Here is a 17,299-nt window from a genome sequence, read left to right as displayed (position 1 = left end):
TAATTATACCTTACGATAACGACGCAAGCCAAAGATGTTCAGACCCGTTAAGGCAACCAAGAAGAAAACAAGGGCAAAGATTGGCCAAAGAATGGCTGAAAGGCCTTGCCCCTGCAAAACAACGGCATTCATGGCATCGGCTGCATACTTCATTGGCAAGATGTTACCAATTGCCTGGGCCCAAGAGGCCATCGAATCAAAGGGAATGATGCCAGAGAAAATCATCTGTGGCACAACAACGATTGGAATAAACTGGATCATTTGGAATTCCGATGCTGCCAAAGTCGAAACCAGCAAACCAAGTGCCAGTGCCACCATAGCCAACAAGACATTAATCAGGAACAAAAGCCAAACTGACCCAAGCACTTCAACGTGTAAGAGCGTAATGGTAAAGGTGACGATGACGGCTGTCTGTAGAACCGCAATCAAGGCATAAGACAGCATGTACCCAAAGACAATCTCTGAACGACGAACCGGTGTTGCTAGCAAGCGTGATAAGGTCCCCTTTGTCCGTTCTTTAAGCAATGAAATACCCGATATTAAGAAGACAAACATGAAGACGAAGAAGCCCATGAAGATTGGCATAATCGTATCAAAGAAGCTCGTGTCCTGATCACCGTAATTATACTTTTCAGATAAGAAGACACTGCTTTGTGCCGCTGCTTGCTGGCCATTTTGTGCCGCTAAGGTAACGTTTTGTTTAGTCATCGCGGCGACTTTGTTCTTGGTAAAAGTACCATTGACAGCCTGGCGAACCATGGCCGTCTTTGAGGCATCGGTATTGGCATAACGGATTTGATACTGATTCTCACCGGTTTGGGTTAAGACAGCATCGACTTTCTTGTCCTTTAAAGCCACTTTCGCCTTCTTTTCCGAAACATAGTTTTTTGTTTGAACATGACTTGTTTGGTTCAGGCTATCTGAAACAACCTGCTCAACGCGGACGGTTCCAATTTCAACTGATGGTGTCGAATTAATGGTAAAGACGTAGTTCAAGAGCGACAAAATCAAGACGGGGGCCAAAAACATCAAGGCCAAGGTCCGCTTATCTCGCATCATTTCCATCAAAATTCGTTTGGCAATCGCCAGTGTTCTTGTCATGACAGTTCCTCCTCTGCCTTTAAGAAGACATCTTCAATGCTTGGCACCCCGTATTGTGCTTCGAGCTTCTTCGGTGCATCATTGGCAATCACGTGTCCACCCATCAAGAGTGCGACACGGTCAACGAGTTCTGCTTCATCCATCACGTGTGTCGTGACTAAGATGGCGTGGCCCTCCTCTTTCATCTTATGAAGTTCCGCCCAAATTTGTCGACGGAGGGCTGGATCAATCCCGACGGTCGGTTCATCCAAAACAAGTAAAAGTGGGTTGCCCAAAAGCGCAATGGCCAATGAGAGCCGCCGCTTCATTCCACCCGAAAAGCCAAAAACATATTGATCAAGTGCTTTGCCGAGGGAAACGACTTCGGCGACACGATTGATTTCCTCATCAAGCCCTTCTTTTGAAATACCGTGCATTTCAGCAAAGAACTTTAAGTTGGCACGAGCAGTCAACGATTCGTATAGCGCATCGGATTGCGCCATGTAACCCATCTTCCCCAGCAACTGGCGCTGTGGCATAACTTCACCAAAAACGTAAGCTGTTCCAGCATCCGCCTTTTCAACACCAAGCGTCACGTTAATAACCGTTGATTTTCCCGCACCAGAAGGGCCGAGCAAGCCAAGGATCTCACCTCGGCCGAGGGAAAGGTCAACGTCTTTTAAGACTTTTAATTTGCCGAATGACTTGGCCACCTTTTCCAATGAGATAATTTTTTCCATAATGGACTCCTTTTTTAATTAAAGTGAGTGATTAGTCACTCACTAATATACACCGACTTTTTTATTTGTCAATAAAAACAATAAAAAAAAAGACGGCACAACGTCCGTCTTCTTGATGGTTACTTTGTTAAAAAGGCGAGCATGGCCGCATCGACTTCTTTATTTTCATGCAGCTTTGAATGCTGGCCATCAGCACCCGTAATCAACTTTTCTTGATAAGTTGACGGTTGTTGAACAAAATACTTCAACGACTTCGAGGAATTGTTGTAAACCGTTGTATCGTTTTGTCCGGATCCCTGGGAATTCCCGTAAATGTTGAGTACCTGGATCGCGTGACTTTGATAATAGTCTCTTAGTGGTAAGAGGCGGTTAAAGTAAGCACTTGCTGTCATCGGTTGGCCGTTGTCATAAAGCGCACTATTGGATTCTTTTTCCGAGACCATTAAGCCGTTATAGGTTCCGGCAAGGTCAATCTGCTTTTTAACAACGGGCAGCGTTTGATCATCCGCCTTGGCCGTTTTCATCAGATAGTAAGCAATGGCCATGTTTCCCATTGAATGGCCGACAAGGTTGACTTGATCGACCCCCTCTTTTTTCAGATTGGTCATAATGGTCTTCACCCAATCAGCCGTTTTATCAAAGTCCTGGTTCTTATTTTGATTAAATTGAACCAAAATCAAGGGATTCTTGTCTTTTTCGGTAATCTGCCGGCCCATGGTTACTTCGCCATCCTCAGAGACCGTCACATCCATCCGTCGGTTGGAATAGCCATTGTCAACAAGATACTGCGCCATTGATTTCTCGGCGTTTCGAGATGAGCCGTAGCCATGAAAGAAAACGGTCGCCGTCTTGCCTGACACCTGCGCCTTATTGTTGGGTGCTTGCTGGTGGGCAGAAAGCGACTCAAAGACTGCATAAGCAATCAACGCAAGGAAAACAAGGATCAGAATGGTCATTAAATGACTGTGTTTTTTCATGAAAAACCTCTTTTTCTACTTTCTCTACTGTTCATTATAACCCTTTTAGCAAAAAGCCGTTTGTGACAGCTATGAGGATGTTCCCCGTGATTTTGTTGCTTTTCAATGGGGCATTACAGTCATAAATGTCTCTTAACTACCAGTTAGGACAATTTTTTCCGGTAATCGTTCCTTCTCCTTGCCTTGTGAAAAGAAAGCGCTTACCTTAAGCCTGTACCAAGCAGACATTTCGTCGTAACAATCCATGAGGTGAATCATGACAAAAGAAAAAACAAACCCGTCGAAAAATCATTTACCGACGCTCTCCCAAAAGCAAATCTTCTTAATGACCTTTGGCTACTTTGGCACACAAATCGCCTTTGCCATGCAAACCGGTACGATGGGGCGAATCTTTCAAACCGTCGGGGCCGACCCAAACCGATTAGGTTTCTTCTTTATTCTTCCCCCACTAGCTGGTTTAATCACACAGCCCTTAGTCGGCTATTTTTCAGATAAGACTTGGCATCCCCGCTTTGGCCGCCGCCTTCCCTACTTGATTTTAGGGAGCCTGGTTGCCATGGTCGTTATGTTCCTATTACCCAACGCTGGTTCCTTTGGCTTTGGCTATGGGTCAACAGCAGCCCTGATTTTTGCGGCCGTGACCGTTTTGTTTATCGATCTTGCCTGTAACGTGGCGCAACAGCCCTTTAAAATGATCATTCCAGACATGGCCAATGAGAAACAGGCCCAAACCCTCTGGTCCCTGCAAAACGTTTGGGGTTCATTGGGGGCCTTAACCGCCTTTGGTGCACCCTTTCTCTTAACGGCCGTCGGTTTTGCAAACACCGCAAAAGTCGGAGAGGTTCCCGTCTCCGTCCGTGTTTCTTTTTACTTAGCAGCGCTCATTTTGGGCCTTTCGACCCTCTTCACCATTCAAACGGTTAAGGAGTACAGCCCAAAAGAAATGGCGATCTTCCACGAAAAAGCACCGGATGCCAAGTCAGAAAAAAGAACTTTTTGGGCCAACTTAAAAAGCGCACCAACCGTCTTTTGGTGGCTCGGTCTTGCCGCTTTCTTTGTTTGGATGGCAATTCCTTATATGTGGACTTACTCAACCGGTGCCCTAGCTGAACAAATTTGGCAGACCAAGAATCCGACGTCGGCGGCCTATCAAGCGGCTGGTAATTGGTTCGGACTGCTCCAGGCCATTTACTGCGCCGTCGCCATTATCTTTGGCCTCCTCTTTACCAAATTAACGAAGCGTCTTCGTCGCCCTATCTACACCATTTCCTTATTGCTTGGCGCCTTTGGCTTTTTATTGATCGCCATCGGTCACAGCAAAGCACTGTCCATTCTCGCCTTCGTTCTTTTTGGCATTGCTTGGATTGCCATCATCACCATCCCCTTCACCATTCTGACCAATGCCTTAGATGGCCAACACAATGGCGCACTACTTGGCTTTTACAACTGCTTCATCTGTCTCCCACAGATGATCGCTTCTTCCCTTTCCTTTTTCATTCTGCCAGCCCTTGGCGGTTCCATGGCCAACATGTTTTACCTCTGTGCCATTTTCTTTACCATCGGATCCTTGACGATTTGGTTGGTCAAAGACGAGCACTAAGCGGTAGACCTCAAGTCAAATCTCCGATATAATGGCAAGCAATTGCCTTAGAACAAAGCCGAAAATTCATCAAGTAATGGAGGATTTATTCATGACTGAAAATCAAATTAAATGGTGGCAAAAAGCCGTCGTTTACCAAATCTACCCCCGCTCCTTCCAAGACGCCAACCAGGACGGTATTGGTGACTTGAAGGGAATCATTTCCCGCTTGGACTACGTCAAGAAGCTGGGTGCCGATGTGATCTGGCTAAACCCAATTTACGCAACACCAAACGCCGACAACGGTTACGACATCTCTGACTACGAGGCCATCAACCCCGAATTCGGTACGATGGAAGAATTCGAAACGCTTTTGGGTGAAGCACACGCCCGTGGCATTAAGATTGTCATGGACTTGGTGGTCAACCACTCGTCTTCAGAACACAAGTGGTTCATCGAATCACGTTCTTCAAAGGACAGCGACAAGCGCGACTTTTATATTTGGCGTGATCCAGTTGATGGTCATGAACCAAATAACTGGGGATCATTCTTCTCAGGTTCAACTTGGAAGTTTGACGAGACGACTGGTCAGTACTACCTGCACCTCTTTGCCGAAGGTCAGCCTGATTTGAACTGGGAAAATCCTGAAGTTCGTCAGTCCGTCTTTGACATGATGAACCGCTGGGTCGACAAGGGAATCGACGGTTTCCGCATGGACGTGATCTCCCTTTTGTCAAAGCCTGAAGGCTTGCCTGATGGACCTGTTTCAAAGGATGCTCACTTCGCCAACTCAAACGACATGGTCGCAAACGGCCCACACATTCACGAATACATTCATGAAATGCGTGAAAAAGTCTTGAACAACGCCGATATCATGACGGTTGGAGAAGCTTCCAACGTTGATATCGAAAACGCCAAGCGTTATGCAGCAAAGGACGGTTCCGAGCTGAACATGGTCTTCCAGTTCGAGCACATGGAACTGGACAACAATCCAAACCCTGCACTAGGACGTTGGGATGATGCCCCACTTCCTTTGACAAAGTTGAAGGCCAACTTGACGAAGTGGCAAAACGAGCTTGAAAACGTTGCCTGGAACTCACTCTACTGGCAAAACCACGACCAGTCACGTGCTGTTTCTCGCTTTGGTTCTGATGCTCCTGAATTCCGAGTTAAGTCCGCCAAGATGCTGGCAACGATGCTTCACTTTATGCAAGGTACGCCATACATCTACCAGGGTGAAGAAATTGGAATGACCAACGCCAACAACTTTGGCTGGGACGACTACGACGATATCGAAATCAAGAATGCCCGCAAGTACCTCGTACAACGCGATGGTCTCTTGGATGATGATACGATGCTTCGCTACGTTCACTACAAGGGTCGTGACAACGCTCGTACGCCAATGCAGTGGACGGATGGTGAAAACGCCGGATTTACAACTGGAACACCTTGGTTGAAGCTAAACGACAACTTTGACAAAATCAACGTTGACCAGGCTTTGGCTGATGAAGGTTCCATCTTCTACCACTACCAAAAGCTGATTCAATTCCGACATGATTTAGATATCGTGACAACTGGTCACTACGAAGTGCTCGACTTGAATGATGACGAAGTCTACGCCTACAAGCGTGTCCTTGATGACGAAGAACTTTTGGTCATCAACTCATTTGCAGAAGATGCCATTGTTCGTGACTATAACGTACCGGAAGATGCCGAACTGCTCATCTCTAACTACAAGGACGACGCGGGCAAGGATCTTCGCCCTTACGAATCAAAGGTTTACCGAATTAATAAGTAAGAAAAAAAGCCGCTCAGCTTATCACTGAGTGGCTTTTTATATACTCTTACAATTCTCCATTCAAGAAGTGGTTCTTTCCCTTACCGAAGGACCAGTCTTCGGCATGGTTGGTGACAAATGAGATGATGACGTCTTCTGGACGAACCCCTGCCTTTTCTTCCAATACGGCAACCAATTGCTTAGTAAAAGCCTTCTTAGCTGGCATTGGTCGTGGCGTCGACAAAATCGTAAAGAACAACGCCTTGGCTGTTCGTTCGTAACCCAACCCAACGTCTTGGAAGTTCAATTCGTAGTCTTCGTGCTGCGTCACAATTTGGAAGCGGTCACGGTCTGGCAAAGACAATGTTTCCTTGGCAACGTCAAAGGACAATTGCATCAAATTCTTGATTTCTTCAGGCTTGTATTGACCCTTAATCATATCGATTTTCATTAATGGCATGGTGTGCTCCTTTTGATTTTCCTAATTAACTCTAGGTTATCACAAGTACGATTGGGCAAACATAAAATTTTATGAACGCGCTAGCTCTACTTTTCGGATATGGGCAAAGTCCAATAACTCCTGATCAGATAAATTGGTCAGTTTATCCATCAATGCCATCTTGAAAGAAGCTGGTCCTTGAACCTTATCTTCTTCCATAACTAAGTCTGCAGCAACCGGAAGAATTGCTGCCACCTTTACCAATTCCTCAATCATCGTACAATGTGCTAATCCAAGAGCTAAAATACCATCCAAAGCATCCCCCATTCCAACGTTTTTTGCTAAAAACGGATGACCATTGGTAATTTGAAAAACTTGTTGGCCATCTCTAATAGTGTCGACTTTTCCTGAAATAACGACCCAGGCCTTCGATTGCGCAGCAAATTTTAAAGCTGTTTTCACACTATCAGCTTCACTGGTTGAATCAATTCCAAGATGAGACTGCTCACCAGTCAATAATGCAGCAATTTCACTCAAGTTGCCTCGAATCACTTGCATTGAAACTTTCTCTAAAAGTTTCCCTTGCCTGCGCCTTCCTTAAAGGAGATGCTCCTACCCCTACTGGATCAAAGACAATTGGTTTACCATGTTGGTTGGCCGTTTGGCCAAGCTGAATAAGGCGCTGATGACTAGATTTGGTAATGGTGCCCATGTTCAAGTCAATCGCAGCAGAAAGTGGCACTAAATTGGCATCATCTTGGTAATCCTCCGCAATCAGCGGTGAACCGCCTAGGTATGAAATCACATCGGCCACCAGCTGTTCAGTTACGTGATTACCGTTCATGATCACCATGGCGGGCTTTGTTTGAATATCTTCTAAAATGCTCATGTTGCTTCTCCATGTTTAATTAATTTTTTGACAGTTTCGATTAAATGATCACTATTAGTAATCGCTGAGATGACTGCCAGGCCATCCGCACCAGCTGAATAAACAGCTACTGCATTCTCTTCGTTGATTCCACCAATGGCAATGACCGGCACCTTGACTTGATTCTTGATGGCTTTCAAGCCTTCCAAGCCAATTGCTGGCTTAGCATCGGTTTTCGTTGTCGTCTCGTAAACTGGCCCGACGCCGATATAGGTAATCTGTGCTAAGTCTTTTTTACTCTTTTCTAATTCCTGCATAGTTGAAATCGACAAGCCAATTAAAAGCTCAGGAGCTCTTTCTACAATCGCTTCAACAGAAGTATCGTCTTGTCCGACATGCACCCCGTCCGCCTTTGATAAAATCGCTAAGTCCACGTCATCATCAATAAAGAGGAGAACCCCATATGCTGCACAAAGTCCTTTTAGCTTTCTAGCAATTTCAAGGCGCTTTTCAAAGTCAACTCGCTTCTCCCCTTTTTCGCGATACTGAACGACAGTCATCCCCGCCTGGCAGGCTTCTTCGACAAGGCCTAAAAGCTTCTGTTCATCATATTGAACATTCCCTAGTCCAATGACCAATTGCCGACTCAGTGATTCCCCTGTCAATGACTCACGCACTTTTTCAGGATTCTTCCAAAGGCCATGGTTGAGCGAACCATGGCCATGGCCAGTAAACAATGGTTGAGGTAAGATAGCATTCATATAGTCATTAGCAGCAATAATCGCTGATTTCAAGGAACAGCCTTTAGCCAATAAAGAAATGATGGCTGCAGAGAGTGTATCACCCGTTCCATGCTTGCGTGCCGTATTGACTTTTTCACCTGTTAACACGAAAGTTTCAGAGCCTAATAAAGCAAAATTGTATACTTTCTCTCCGGCAAGATGACCACCCTTAACCAGTACATTGGGCACACCGAGGGCTTGGATCTTCGACGCTGCCTTTTTCATCTCTTCCAAGTTCCCAATCGACATTCCCGACAGAAGTTCGGCTTCGGGAATGTTTGGCGTTACAAGTAATGCTCGCTTGAGCAAATCCTCCTTCATTGTCCTGACGCCATCTTCGTCAAGAAGCGGCGCACCACCTTTGGCCACCATGACTGGATCGACAACCAAGTTCTTAATCTTATACCGCGAAACGTTTTTAGCTACTTCTTTAACCCGTCGTTCATCAAAAAGCGCACCGGTCTTAGCTGCCCGAATTTCAAAGTCAGCCATGATCGACTCAAACTGAGCCCGTACGACCGATTCATCAGCTGGGTAAGCTCCCTGCACACCGAGTGTGTTTTGTGCAGTAAGTCCAACAACAACGCAGGTTGAAAAGACTTCAAAGGCTTGCATCGTCTTCATATCGGCTTGCAATCCTGCCCCACCACCAGAATCAGAACCAGCTATAGTCAAAACCGTTGGATACTGTCTTTTCTCACTCATGCTTTTTCCTCGATTGACTGTGCAAAGAAATCATTTTCAAACTGAACGCTTTGGTAAAAAGCAGTTAACCCACGCGTCTGTTCCTCTTCACTGACTTGTTCAGCTTGTTCTTCCAGAACTTTCATGAAATCAACGGTCAGTTGTCCATCCGTTTTCTTATAAAAGTCAAACCATGGATAGTAAGGATTACCCAAAAAGGTTGGCATAGCATCCTGCATAATTTTCTTAAACTGTTCAATAAAAATCATTTTCTTTTCCTCTTCTTGAATTTCTGTAATTAAAAACGCCCCTGGCTGTGCCAAGAGCATTCTAAAATGAGCATTTGTACTCAGACTACTCCCGACGGCCGTTCTAACGGTTTCCGGTTCAATGGGTATAATCTCAGCACAAGGCACCCCAGTCGTGATTTTGTTTTGAAAACTAATATGGTAAATAGCTCATTGCAACACTTACTATTGCAATGAGCGCAATCCAGTAAAAGCCAATTTTCTTAAATGGATACTGCTGATAAGCACTTCGCTTTGCTCCTTCTTGAAAGCCGTGAGCCGTCATGGCCATCGCCAGCGATTCAGACCATTGGATGGCTTGAATCAGAGCTTTAAAATATAAGGTCGGCTGATACCAGCGAAGGGTCACCCCACGCATTTGGCTGGCCGCTTGGATATTTTGAAAGGCCTGTTTGAACCGTGGCATAAAGTTCAAAGCAGCAAGCATTCCATAAATAAAGGTGTTTGATAAATGCAGATTTTGCTGAAGTGATTGAAGTAAAACCGCTTCCTTTGTCCCGTTTACCAGCCAAGCACCAAGGAAGATTAAGACGATAACACGTGATCCCATAACAAGGCCGGTGTGTAATCGCATGGCTAAGTCTCCCTGTGCATAGAGATAAAAGGACCAAAAGGATCCAAAACTTGGAATGATGGCAACCAACCAGTAAGTGCCATAACGTTTCCATGCAATTTTTCGATAAATGACCAACGCATTAAAGCAAAGCAGCAAGATCAAATTAAAGGACAGGGAATTTGTCAGCACGATTTCAAGTGAAAGGAAAAGTGCTAAAAACAAACGTTGACTGGCGTTCATCATATGGCAACGACCTCCTCATCCACAAACTCTCCGTTCTGAAGAGTCAAGTGTCGATTCACCAAACTTGCGAGTTGATCAACCTGGTGTGAAACCACCAGTAACGTGATGTTCAGATTGTCTTTTACCTCTGTCATTAGCGCTAAGACGGCACGAACTGATTCGCTATCTAAACCAGCAAGTGGCTCATCCAATAAGAGTACTGGACTTGCCATCACCACCATCAGCAACAGCTGCAGCTTCTTTTGCTGTCCACCAGATAGCGTGTAAACTGAACGATTCGAAAGGCCATCCAATCCAAGTGTCGAAATGACTTTTGAGACTTTTTCATCCGTCCAGTACAGTTTTTGATAACTCTGTTGCCGAACCTGCTGAATCTCTTCTTCCACCGTTATGTTTATAAACTGATCCAGTGAATTCTGGAAGAGCATGGTCACCTGACGATAGTAATCCTTTTTCTTCCACTTAGAAAAGTCATGTCCAAGATAAGTCATGGACCCGTCCGCCTTTAAAAGTCGCGCGAGCACTTTCAAAAAGGACGATTTACCAGAACCATTGGGCCCCGTCACCAATGTCCATTCACCTGCAGTAATTGCCAGTTCTACTTGATGAATCAAATGCCGCTGATCATTTTCAATCGCAACATTTTTTAAATCAAACAAAACAGGACGATTTTGCTTCTTTTGAATTCGAACTTCTTTTCTTTCCTTCTTCTTTGGCCACTGTTCTTTCTCAACTGGTTCGAAGTGACCTGAAGCAAAAGAATAAAAGGCAGTAATCTTATCTAGATAACCATGGTCATCGTGATCAGAAACCAAAATGGCATAACCTTCCTTGGCAAGTGATGCAAGAAGCCCCTGCAGGTCCGCACGTGATGCTTGGTCGACTGCTGCAAATGGTTCATCTAGCAAAAGATACTTGGCTCCAGTTAAGAGCACCTCGGCAAGGGCGACTTTTTGTAGTTCGCCACCTGACAGTTCCGATAACAAACGCTTTCTAAAGTCTGAAAGGCCCACACGTTCTAACACCTCATCAATTTTTTCAGACATCTGTTTAGGGTCAACTGATAGATTTTCCAAGGTAAAAGCAAATTCCTCTTCCACGGTTTGCATGACAAACTGTTCTCTTGGATTTTGAAAAAGTAATCCGACTTGCTTGGCTCGATCATTGGCCTTTTCTTCTGCCAAAAGGCAGCCATTAATTGAAGAAGAACCAGAAATTTTGCCACCATACTGTGGGTAAATACCGGCCAAAGTTTTTAGCAAAGAAGACTTTCCACAGCCCGATGGCCCCATTAACAAGACGAAGTCTCCTGACTCAAGGCTAATCGAAAAGTCAGAGAAGAGCTGCTTTTCACGATAGGAAAACGAGAGATTTTTAACCATAAGTGGCATGACAACCTCCTAGTCAGTGTGCGTTTGCATGAACTTTGAACGGTCTAATAGCTTTTCAATCCCCTTCACCAAAACACCTGAGAAGAAGAAAATCGAAAGGTAGCGGACGACAAAGAGTACAACTAACATTCCAAAGTGATAATGACCATATCCTGAATGGAAGAACTGCCAAACAAAGGTAACAACCGTCCCCGTCAAAGTCGATAGCCAGAGGCTAGTTGACCCTTTCTTATAGCCAGTCAGCGTAAATCCGAGTTCTGATCCGGCTCCTTGAACCATACCAGAAATCAAAGTCGCTGCTCCCCAATAGCCACCGAGAAACATTTCGCCAGCAGCACCAATCATTTCAGCTAGCAATGCGGTTCCTGGCTTCTTTAAAAGATAGGCAGCCAAGGGACCAGCCATCATCCAAACGCCGATGGTTAGTTCACCGGCGAAGGCTTGCAACCCAATCACGGTCAGGCCACCTGAAATAATCTGATACAGCGGGTCCATCAAAAAATAGATGACCGAGAAAATAATCCCAATCAATGCCAACAAAATGGCGTCCCGTAATTTCCACTGTGTATTCTTCATGCTTATCCTCCTTTTTTGTCAGGGGGAACCATTGACAACACTTGCCAATAAAAAAATCACTCGTTTGGACGGAATCCAGCACGAATGATCTCAAAAAAGCTTGTGCGAAACTCCCTACGCTGGTATTAACCAACAGGTTCAATGGGTCTTATCTCAACCGAAAACGGTACCCCAGTTCTATATGCAATTAAATACAAGCAAACTATAGCAAGAAGTTAGCAAACAAACAAGTTTTTATTCTAAAATGACTTGAAAATAAAATCAATAAATCTTATATTGTAAGTATACTTATCGGACAAAAGGAGTCCAATCATGCCATCCAAAGATTTAATTACCGCCTTCCAAGAATCGACTTCGCAGGACTTTTTTGCTCTCTATACGGACTGGCATCGCCAAATGAAGCGGCAATTACGTCCCCTTCATTTGACACACCCACAAGTGCAAGTGTTGGCTGCCCTTCAGGCACTCACGTTTGAAGAAGAAGAAATTACACAAGTCATGGTCGCAAAAAAAGCTAACATCGATCCGATGACAGCTTCTGCAATTATCACAAAGCTTGCGCGGGAAGATTTGATTGACCGCTTCCCTGGTAAGAAAAAACTGCGAACAAAGGCTTTGCGGATTAACGAAAATGGACAAGAACAACTGAGCCAAGCCTTGGCCCTTTTGCATGACTTTGAAAAAGACTACTGGAAAGACCAAAATCCCAACCGCCAAGCATTGATTCAAGCGGTTAAAAAAGATTTCAATTAAAAGAGCTAAGCCTTCGCTTAGCTCTTTTCTTTATTGATTCGTTTGGTTGGCCGCCACTTCCACAGCACGTAATTGCTTTTCCTTATAAACCAAGGCAATGAGCAAAGCGATGGCGAAAACGGCAGCTGCATAAATGACATTCGAGCCCATCTGCCAACCATACTGGTTAACCAAAAGCCCAATTAAAGCAGTGGCAATCGTTTCACCAAAGATGTACTGAAAGAAGCCCATAAAGCCAGTGGACAGGCCCAGTGCATAGTTTGGAACGGCTTCGTTAACCATTAATCCAACGAGTGAAAGTGGCGTATAGATCAACGTCCCCATCAAGAAGAGAACGATCACCAAAAGCAGCTGGTTCTCTGAAGTAAAGTAAAGGACCAAGCATGCGAGCATGCCAATTGAAGAAATCAAGCAGATGAGTGCCCGGCGGCCGTTTAACAGGTCGGACAAGGCGCCCAACGCAATCACACCTGGCACGGCCGACAATTCAAAGATACCAACAAACCACTTGGCCCAAGTGACAGAAAATCCCTTTGTTGGCAGGTAAGAAGGGATCCATGACAAGATGCCATAACGAACGATGTAAATCGACATCGAAGTCAGGGTCACTAACCAAACCACACGATTCAACAAGATGCTGTGCAAGAAAATTTCACCAAAATTCGGCCGGGTCTGCTGACTTGCTCGTACTCTTCCCTGCCCATCGACCTCCACGTAGCCCGTCAACGTGCCAATATCAGGCAAGCCCACACTCTCTGGCGTATCGGTGTTAATGAGCAGCATCAGTGTGGCAATCGTTGCGGAAACGAAAGAAGCAACAACGAAAACCATGGTTAAGGAACCAGCAAATAGAAAAGTCGCGACTTGAATCGATGCGACACAGAGGAAAGCACCGGCATTATGGGCAGAGGCCCAAATCGAAAAGATGGAGCCGCGGTGCTTCTTTGAAAACCAAAGGGAAATTTGCCGCTGACAGGCCGGTGCCCCCATCGATTGTGTCACCGCAATCAATAACATCAAAAGCAAAATCACAAAGAAATTCTGTGTAAACCCAATCAGCAAGTTGAAGAAAGCCGATAAGTAGAGGCCAATGGCCAAAAACCAGCGGGCATTCAAGCGATCAACGAGGGCGCCCATGAAAATCTTGGCGATTCCGTAGCCCAAACCAAAGGTCGATAGGATAAGACCAATTTGGCCCAGATCAAAGCCATAGGCCTTCATAATGTGTACCTGCTCGGTCGTAAAGACCAAACGAATAATGTAATAACCGATGTACGAAAAGGACGTTGCCAGTAATACACCGATTTGACGACGCTTGTAGGCGGCCAACTGCCCGCCCCTGACTGACTGCTGAACAGTCTTCTTCCATGCAAACATAATTTTTTCCTCATTTCTGATAGTCGAAAGAGGCTTGGGCTGGTCGATTGGATTGCTGACCGGCTGATAGCCCCTAAATGCTGAAGGGCCTTTCACCCTTAACCCTAATTAAATTTTAGATAGTATTTTAAAAATTGTCAAACATATTTCCGCCTAAATGACCGATATTTATTAAATGTAAGCATTATCATTTAATTTTTATTAAGTATGAAATTGCTAAAAGGATCAAAAAGTAAGAATTTTTTAGGGTAGATTCTCGATTCTTTTTAAAAAAATTATTTTCTTTGATACTCCTGATAAATGGCTTTGGCCTCTTTTAAGGGCAAATAACGGCATTCAACAGAAGAAACATCATTATCCGAGCGAATCAGAACCATCAGATGAGCCCGTTGATTTGATAAGGAAAGCCAAAAGGATTGCGAAAGCGTCATCGATTGAATACGATTCCATGGCACATAGACCGTTTTCTTATCAAACAAGTGGGCCGTCTGCATGACGAGCACCCGACCATCCAAAATGGTGGTCGTTCCCGTCACCTTTCCCTTGTAGAAACCAGCAGCAAACACCAGCGCTGACAACAAAATAGCGAGGAGAACAGTTATCGGATTGCAAAAAAAATACAGGGTCCAGCCCAGTAATAACCACAACCAGAGAAGCCCGTTACGGCCCATTGTTAACGATTGATACCAGTCCTTGGAGTGAATGTGTAGGTTTTTAGGCGCCACCAGCTCTGGTAAAAAGCGATGAGCAACGGAAGCGGCGGTTTTCATTTTGACCAGTGGTAATAACGTTGGTAAGCGCTTGGCCACTTCATCATCGCCATTTCGATCCGTGATGATTCGTAAACGAACGGTGGCCAATCCCAGTAAGTTTCGCCATATATTTTGTTCAATCTGCAGGCTTTGGATACGACTTTCTGAAAGTGACAGTGAGCGAACCTCGAAGAGTCCACGTTGAATGTGCAGGTGATGGCCCTCTTTTTTCACAGTAAAGCCGTAGTACAAAATCACGGTTTTGATAATGTTGAAGATAAAGAGGAGCAGCAAGAAAGCTAACACAAGCGCAATCACGATGACAATGCCAAGGGCCGTCATTTCTGAGAAAATCTTGGAATAAAGTTCCCCATTATGATCAATCCGCGAAATCAAACCAAAAACCAGGGCAAACTGCAAAAGCACTTCTGGTGCCGTAATCGCGTACAGGAAAAGCGAAAAAGTCGAGGCTCGGAAAGCACGTTTCTTCGGCTCTTCGTTCGCATCCGCAGCCGACTGAAACATGGCGTGTGGTTGCACTTCTTTTGCCAACTGATCAAAGTCATAGCGCTTCTTTTCGTCAGCAACCGCCACAATCTGCCGCAAATCATCCAGTGATTGAGTAGGATTTTGATGCTTTTGTTCCAATACCCAAGTCAACCAATTAGGAATCACTGGTAATTTGATTTGATTGGACCGTTCCCCACCATGACCAGCAGAATCAACGGAGATTTTTTCCAAACGGAAGGGTTTTAGGAAAAACCACTGAGACCGGTGAATGTTTTGTATTTTATCGTAGGGCAAGTGCCGCCAATGTTTATGAATAATTCCTGAGGTCAGAACCAACTCGTTTTCCGTCAACCAGTAGCGCTGCTTAGCAAAATCAAGGATTTCAAAGCCTGCCCAGAAAAAAGCGGCAATGAGCCACTGCCACCATGTAAGATGTAAAAAAGCCAACATCGAAATCACGGCAAGGATCAGGGTCTTACCATCCAACACCAGCTGCTCGATAAAAGCGAGTACGTGAAAATGTCTAGGCTTCACGGCGCGCCTCCTTAGCCAAAAGCATCACGCGATCTTTAAAAGCCTGTGCTTCTTCTGTTAAGAGTGCCTCGACTTCGTGGTGGGAACCACCGGTGACCAAGACGACTTTTTGAAGGTGGAAGAGTTGCAGCAATGGGCCCTGATCCAAATCGACGTTTTGAATACGGTCAATGGGGATGGCGATTAAACGACGAAAGAAAAAGCCCTTCTGAATTTCAACGCTGTGCTCGTTTACGCGGTAGTGGTAGACCGCATAGCGGTAGTGGACAAGAAAAAAGCCAAACACAACCGCCAGCAGGGCCAAAATCACGAGCAGGCTCATCAACCACTTTGGCATCGTCCACTTGAAAAAGAGCGGCAAAAGCCAATTCAAGGCGGCCAAGATAGCAGCGAGGGTCAGGGCCGAAATGACCTCCATCACATACCAGACGGTTTTCATTTGCTTGGGTAAGTTCTTCATCCTTATTATCTCTTTCTAATTCACACAAATAAAGCGCCACTACACGATCACTTTTCTTTAAAAATTATAAGTGCACTTATCTATTATCCCTTGTCAGCAGCCAAAATAGCCGCATGGACGGCATGTCGGAAACCGTGTTCATCAAGTGCTAGAACACCCTGAATGGTTGTCCCACCAGGCGATGTAATCTGCCCCTTCAGGTCCGCTGTTGAGCGATCCGATTCTTGTGCAAGCACCGCTGTTCCTCGAACAACCGAGGCGATCAAGCCGGCCGCTTTCTCACGATCCAAGCCCTTCGACACCGCGGCATCTTCCATTGCATCCATCAAAACGTCAATGAAGGCTGGTGAACAGCCGCCAACTACTCCGGCGATGCTTAATTGTTCCTCTTTGACGATTAAGACGTCTCCCAAGCTCTCTAAGAGTCCCTTTACCAAAGTCGTCTCTTCCTCCTCCCCTGCTTCAGAAAGCGCAAGGGCGATGGTTCCTGCATTAACAGCGACTGGAATATTGGGAATAAAGGGATAAATGGCATTCTGTGGTGCCACGGTTTTTAACGAAGCCGATGAAACGGCGGCTGCTGCAGAAAGGACAACGGTCTTGGCAGGTAGTCCCGCGGCAACTAAGTCCGCAAGGACCGAAACCGTCGCCTTAGCCGGAACCGTTAACATCAGCAAGTCGAGGTCGGCTGCGACAAAGTCCTTTTGTTCAGTAAAGGAGTCAATGCCCAATGCCTGCGCCTTTTTGGCATTTGACGTCTTGGCAACTACCGTTAAATCAGCCAATAAATCCTGACGTAGCATCCCTTGTACAAGAGCGGTCCCCATATGTCCTAATCCAACAACACCAACCTTCATCATGTACCTCCAAAAGAATTTCTTGTTATTATTTTAGCATAAATGCCTGATTGACT

At 45.3% G+C, this 17,299-nt stretch carries 18 protein-coding genes and 1 riboswitch; of the genes, 3 read left to right on the top strand and 15 right to left on the bottom strand.

Going from position 1 to position 17,299, the window contains the following annotated elements:
* Window positions 1-3 precede the first annotated feature (3 nt).
* From G6R30_RS02160 to G6R30_RS02150, 3 genes are all read right to left on the bottom strand, one after another.
* Window positions 4-1,101: an ABC transporter permease gene (locus G6R30_RS02160; RefSeq protein WP_213821026.1), complete on the bottom strand. Its 1,098-nt coding sequence runs from the start codon at window positions 1,099-1,101 to the stop codon at window positions 4-6.
* A complete protein-coding gene (locus G6R30_RS02155; protein WP_213821024.1) occupies window positions 1,098-1,820 on the bottom strand; it encodes an ABC transporter ATP-binding protein in 723 nt (240 codons plus the stop codon). Before G6R30_RS02155 ends, G6R30_RS02160 begins: the two co-directional genes overlap by 4 nt.
* Before the next feature lie 119 nt (window positions 1,821-1,939).
* Window positions 1,940-2,797, bottom strand: a complete 858-nt coding sequence (locus G6R30_RS02150) for an alpha/beta hydrolase (protein ID WP_213821022.1) — start codon at window positions 2,795-2,797, stop codon at window positions 1,940-1,942.
* A gap of 256 nt (window positions 2,798-3,053) precedes the next feature.
* Here G6R30_RS02150 and G6R30_RS02145 point away from each other — a divergent pair, with 256 nt between their 5' ends.
* Both G6R30_RS02145 and G6R30_RS02140 read left to right on the top strand, forming a co-directional pair.
* Window positions 3,054-4,397, top strand: a complete 1,344-nt coding sequence (locus tag G6R30_RS02145; protein WP_213821020.1) for an MFS transporter — start codon at window positions 3,054-3,056, stop codon at window positions 4,395-4,397.
* 91 nt (window positions 4,398-4,488) lie between these two features.
* Window positions 4,489-6,174, top strand: coding sequence for a glycoside hydrolase family 13 protein (locus G6R30_RS02140; RefSeq protein WP_213821018.1), 1,686 nt, complete (start codon window positions 4,489-4,491; stop codon window positions 6,172-6,174).
* Window positions 6,175-6,220: 46 nt separating this feature from the next.
* Here the strand turns inward: G6R30_RS02140 and G6R30_RS02135 are convergent, their stop codons facing one another.
* The 8 genes from G6R30_RS02135 to G6R30_RS02100 form a co-directional block, all read right to left on the bottom strand.
* Window positions 6,221-6,613: a tautomerase family protein gene (locus G6R30_RS02135; protein ID WP_213821016.1), complete on the bottom strand. Its 393-nt coding sequence runs from the start codon at window positions 6,611-6,613 to the stop codon at window positions 6,221-6,223.
* A gap of 69 nt (window positions 6,614-6,682) precedes the next feature.
* Complete coding sequence (locus G6R30_RS06260) at window positions 6,683-7,150, bottom strand: hydroxyethylthiazole kinase (RefSeq protein ID WP_213821014.1); 468 nt, start codon at window positions 7,148-7,150, stop codon at window positions 6,683-6,685.
* On the bottom strand, window positions 7,122-7,481 hold the full coding sequence (locus tag G6R30_RS06255; RefSeq protein WP_213821012.1) for a hydroxyethylthiazole kinase: 360 nt from the start codon (window positions 7,479-7,481) through the stop codon (window positions 7,122-7,124). Before G6R30_RS06255 ends, G6R30_RS06260 begins: the two co-directional genes overlap by 29 nt.
* On the bottom strand, window positions 7,478-8,947 hold the full coding sequence (thiD, locus tag G6R30_RS06295; protein ID WP_213821010.1) for a bifunctional hydroxymethylpyrimidine kinase/phosphomethylpyrimidine kinase: 1,470 nt from the start codon (window positions 8,945-8,947) through the stop codon (window positions 7,478-7,480). Before thiD ends, G6R30_RS06255 begins: the two co-directional genes overlap by 4 nt.
* Window positions 8,944-9,249 (bottom strand): hypothetical protein, encoded by a 306-nt coding sequence (locus G6R30_RS02115; protein WP_213821008.1) that lies wholly within the window; start codon window positions 9,247-9,249, stop codon window positions 8,944-8,946. The genes thiD and G6R30_RS02115 overlap by 4 nt, the downstream gene beginning before the upstream one ends.
* 118 nt (window positions 9,250-9,367) lie before the next feature.
* Window positions 9,368-10,033 carry an energy-coupling factor transporter transmembrane component T family protein gene (locus G6R30_RS02110; protein WP_213821006.1) on the bottom strand — a complete coding sequence of 222 codons (666 nt, stop codon included), beginning with the start codon at window positions 10,031-10,033 and terminating at the stop codon, window positions 9,368-9,370.
* Entirely contained in the window at window positions 10,030-11,424 is a 1,395-nt protein-coding gene (locus tag G6R30_RS02105) for an ABC transporter ATP-binding protein (RefSeq protein WP_213821004.1), read from the bottom strand. The genes G6R30_RS02110 and G6R30_RS02105 overlap by 4 nt, the downstream gene beginning before the upstream one ends.
* 9 nt (window positions 11,425-11,433) lie before the next feature.
* Window positions 11,434-12,000, bottom strand: coding sequence for an ECF transporter S component (locus G6R30_RS02100; protein WP_213821002.1), 567 nt, complete (start codon window positions 11,998-12,000; stop codon window positions 11,434-11,436).
* A gap of 94 nt (window positions 12,001-12,094) precedes the next feature.
* Window positions 12,095-12,184: riboswitch (TPP riboswitch) on the bottom strand.
* A gap of 128 nt (window positions 12,185-12,312) precedes the next feature.
* Between G6R30_RS02100 and G6R30_RS02095 the strand changes: the two genes are divergently transcribed.
* A complete protein-coding gene (locus tag G6R30_RS02095) occupies window positions 12,313-12,753 on the top strand; it encodes a MarR family winged helix-turn-helix transcriptional regulator (RefSeq protein ID WP_213821000.1) in 441 nt (146 codons plus the stop codon).
* 30 nt (window positions 12,754-12,783) lie between these two features.
* Here the strand turns inward: G6R30_RS02095 and G6R30_RS02090 are convergent, their stop codons facing one another.
* From G6R30_RS02090 to G6R30_RS02075, 4 genes are all read right to left on the bottom strand, one after another.
* Entirely contained in the window at window positions 12,784-14,130 is a 1,347-nt protein-coding gene (locus tag G6R30_RS02090) for an MFS transporter (RefSeq protein ID WP_213820998.1), read from the bottom strand.
* A 275-nt stretch (window positions 14,131-14,405) separates the two neighbouring features.
* Window positions 14,406-15,926, bottom strand: coding sequence for a PH domain-containing protein (locus G6R30_RS02085; RefSeq protein ID WP_213820996.1), 1,521 nt, complete (start codon window positions 15,924-15,926; stop codon window positions 14,406-14,408).
* A complete protein-coding gene (locus G6R30_RS02080) occupies window positions 15,916-16,386 on the bottom strand; it encodes a PH domain-containing protein (RefSeq protein ID WP_213820994.1) in 471 nt (156 codons plus the stop codon). The genes G6R30_RS02085 and G6R30_RS02080 overlap by 11 nt, the downstream gene beginning before the upstream one ends.
* Window positions 16,387-16,469: 83 nt before the next feature.
* Window positions 16,470-17,246 (bottom strand): pyrroline-5-carboxylate reductase family protein, encoded by a 777-nt coding sequence (locus G6R30_RS02075; protein ID WP_213820992.1) that lies wholly within the window; start codon window positions 17,244-17,246, stop codon window positions 16,470-16,472.
* Between the last annotated feature and the right edge of the window lie 53 nt (window positions 17,247-17,299).

It is taken from the genome of Fructobacillus parabroussonetiae (assembly GCF_018437265.1).
GTDB classification, from domain to species: domain Bacteria; phylum Bacillota; class Bacilli; order Lactobacillales; family Lactobacillaceae; genus Fructobacillus; species Fructobacillus parabroussonetiae.
Note: the sequence above shows the minus strand (reverse complement) of the source record. Positions and strands in the feature narration are given on the sequence as shown.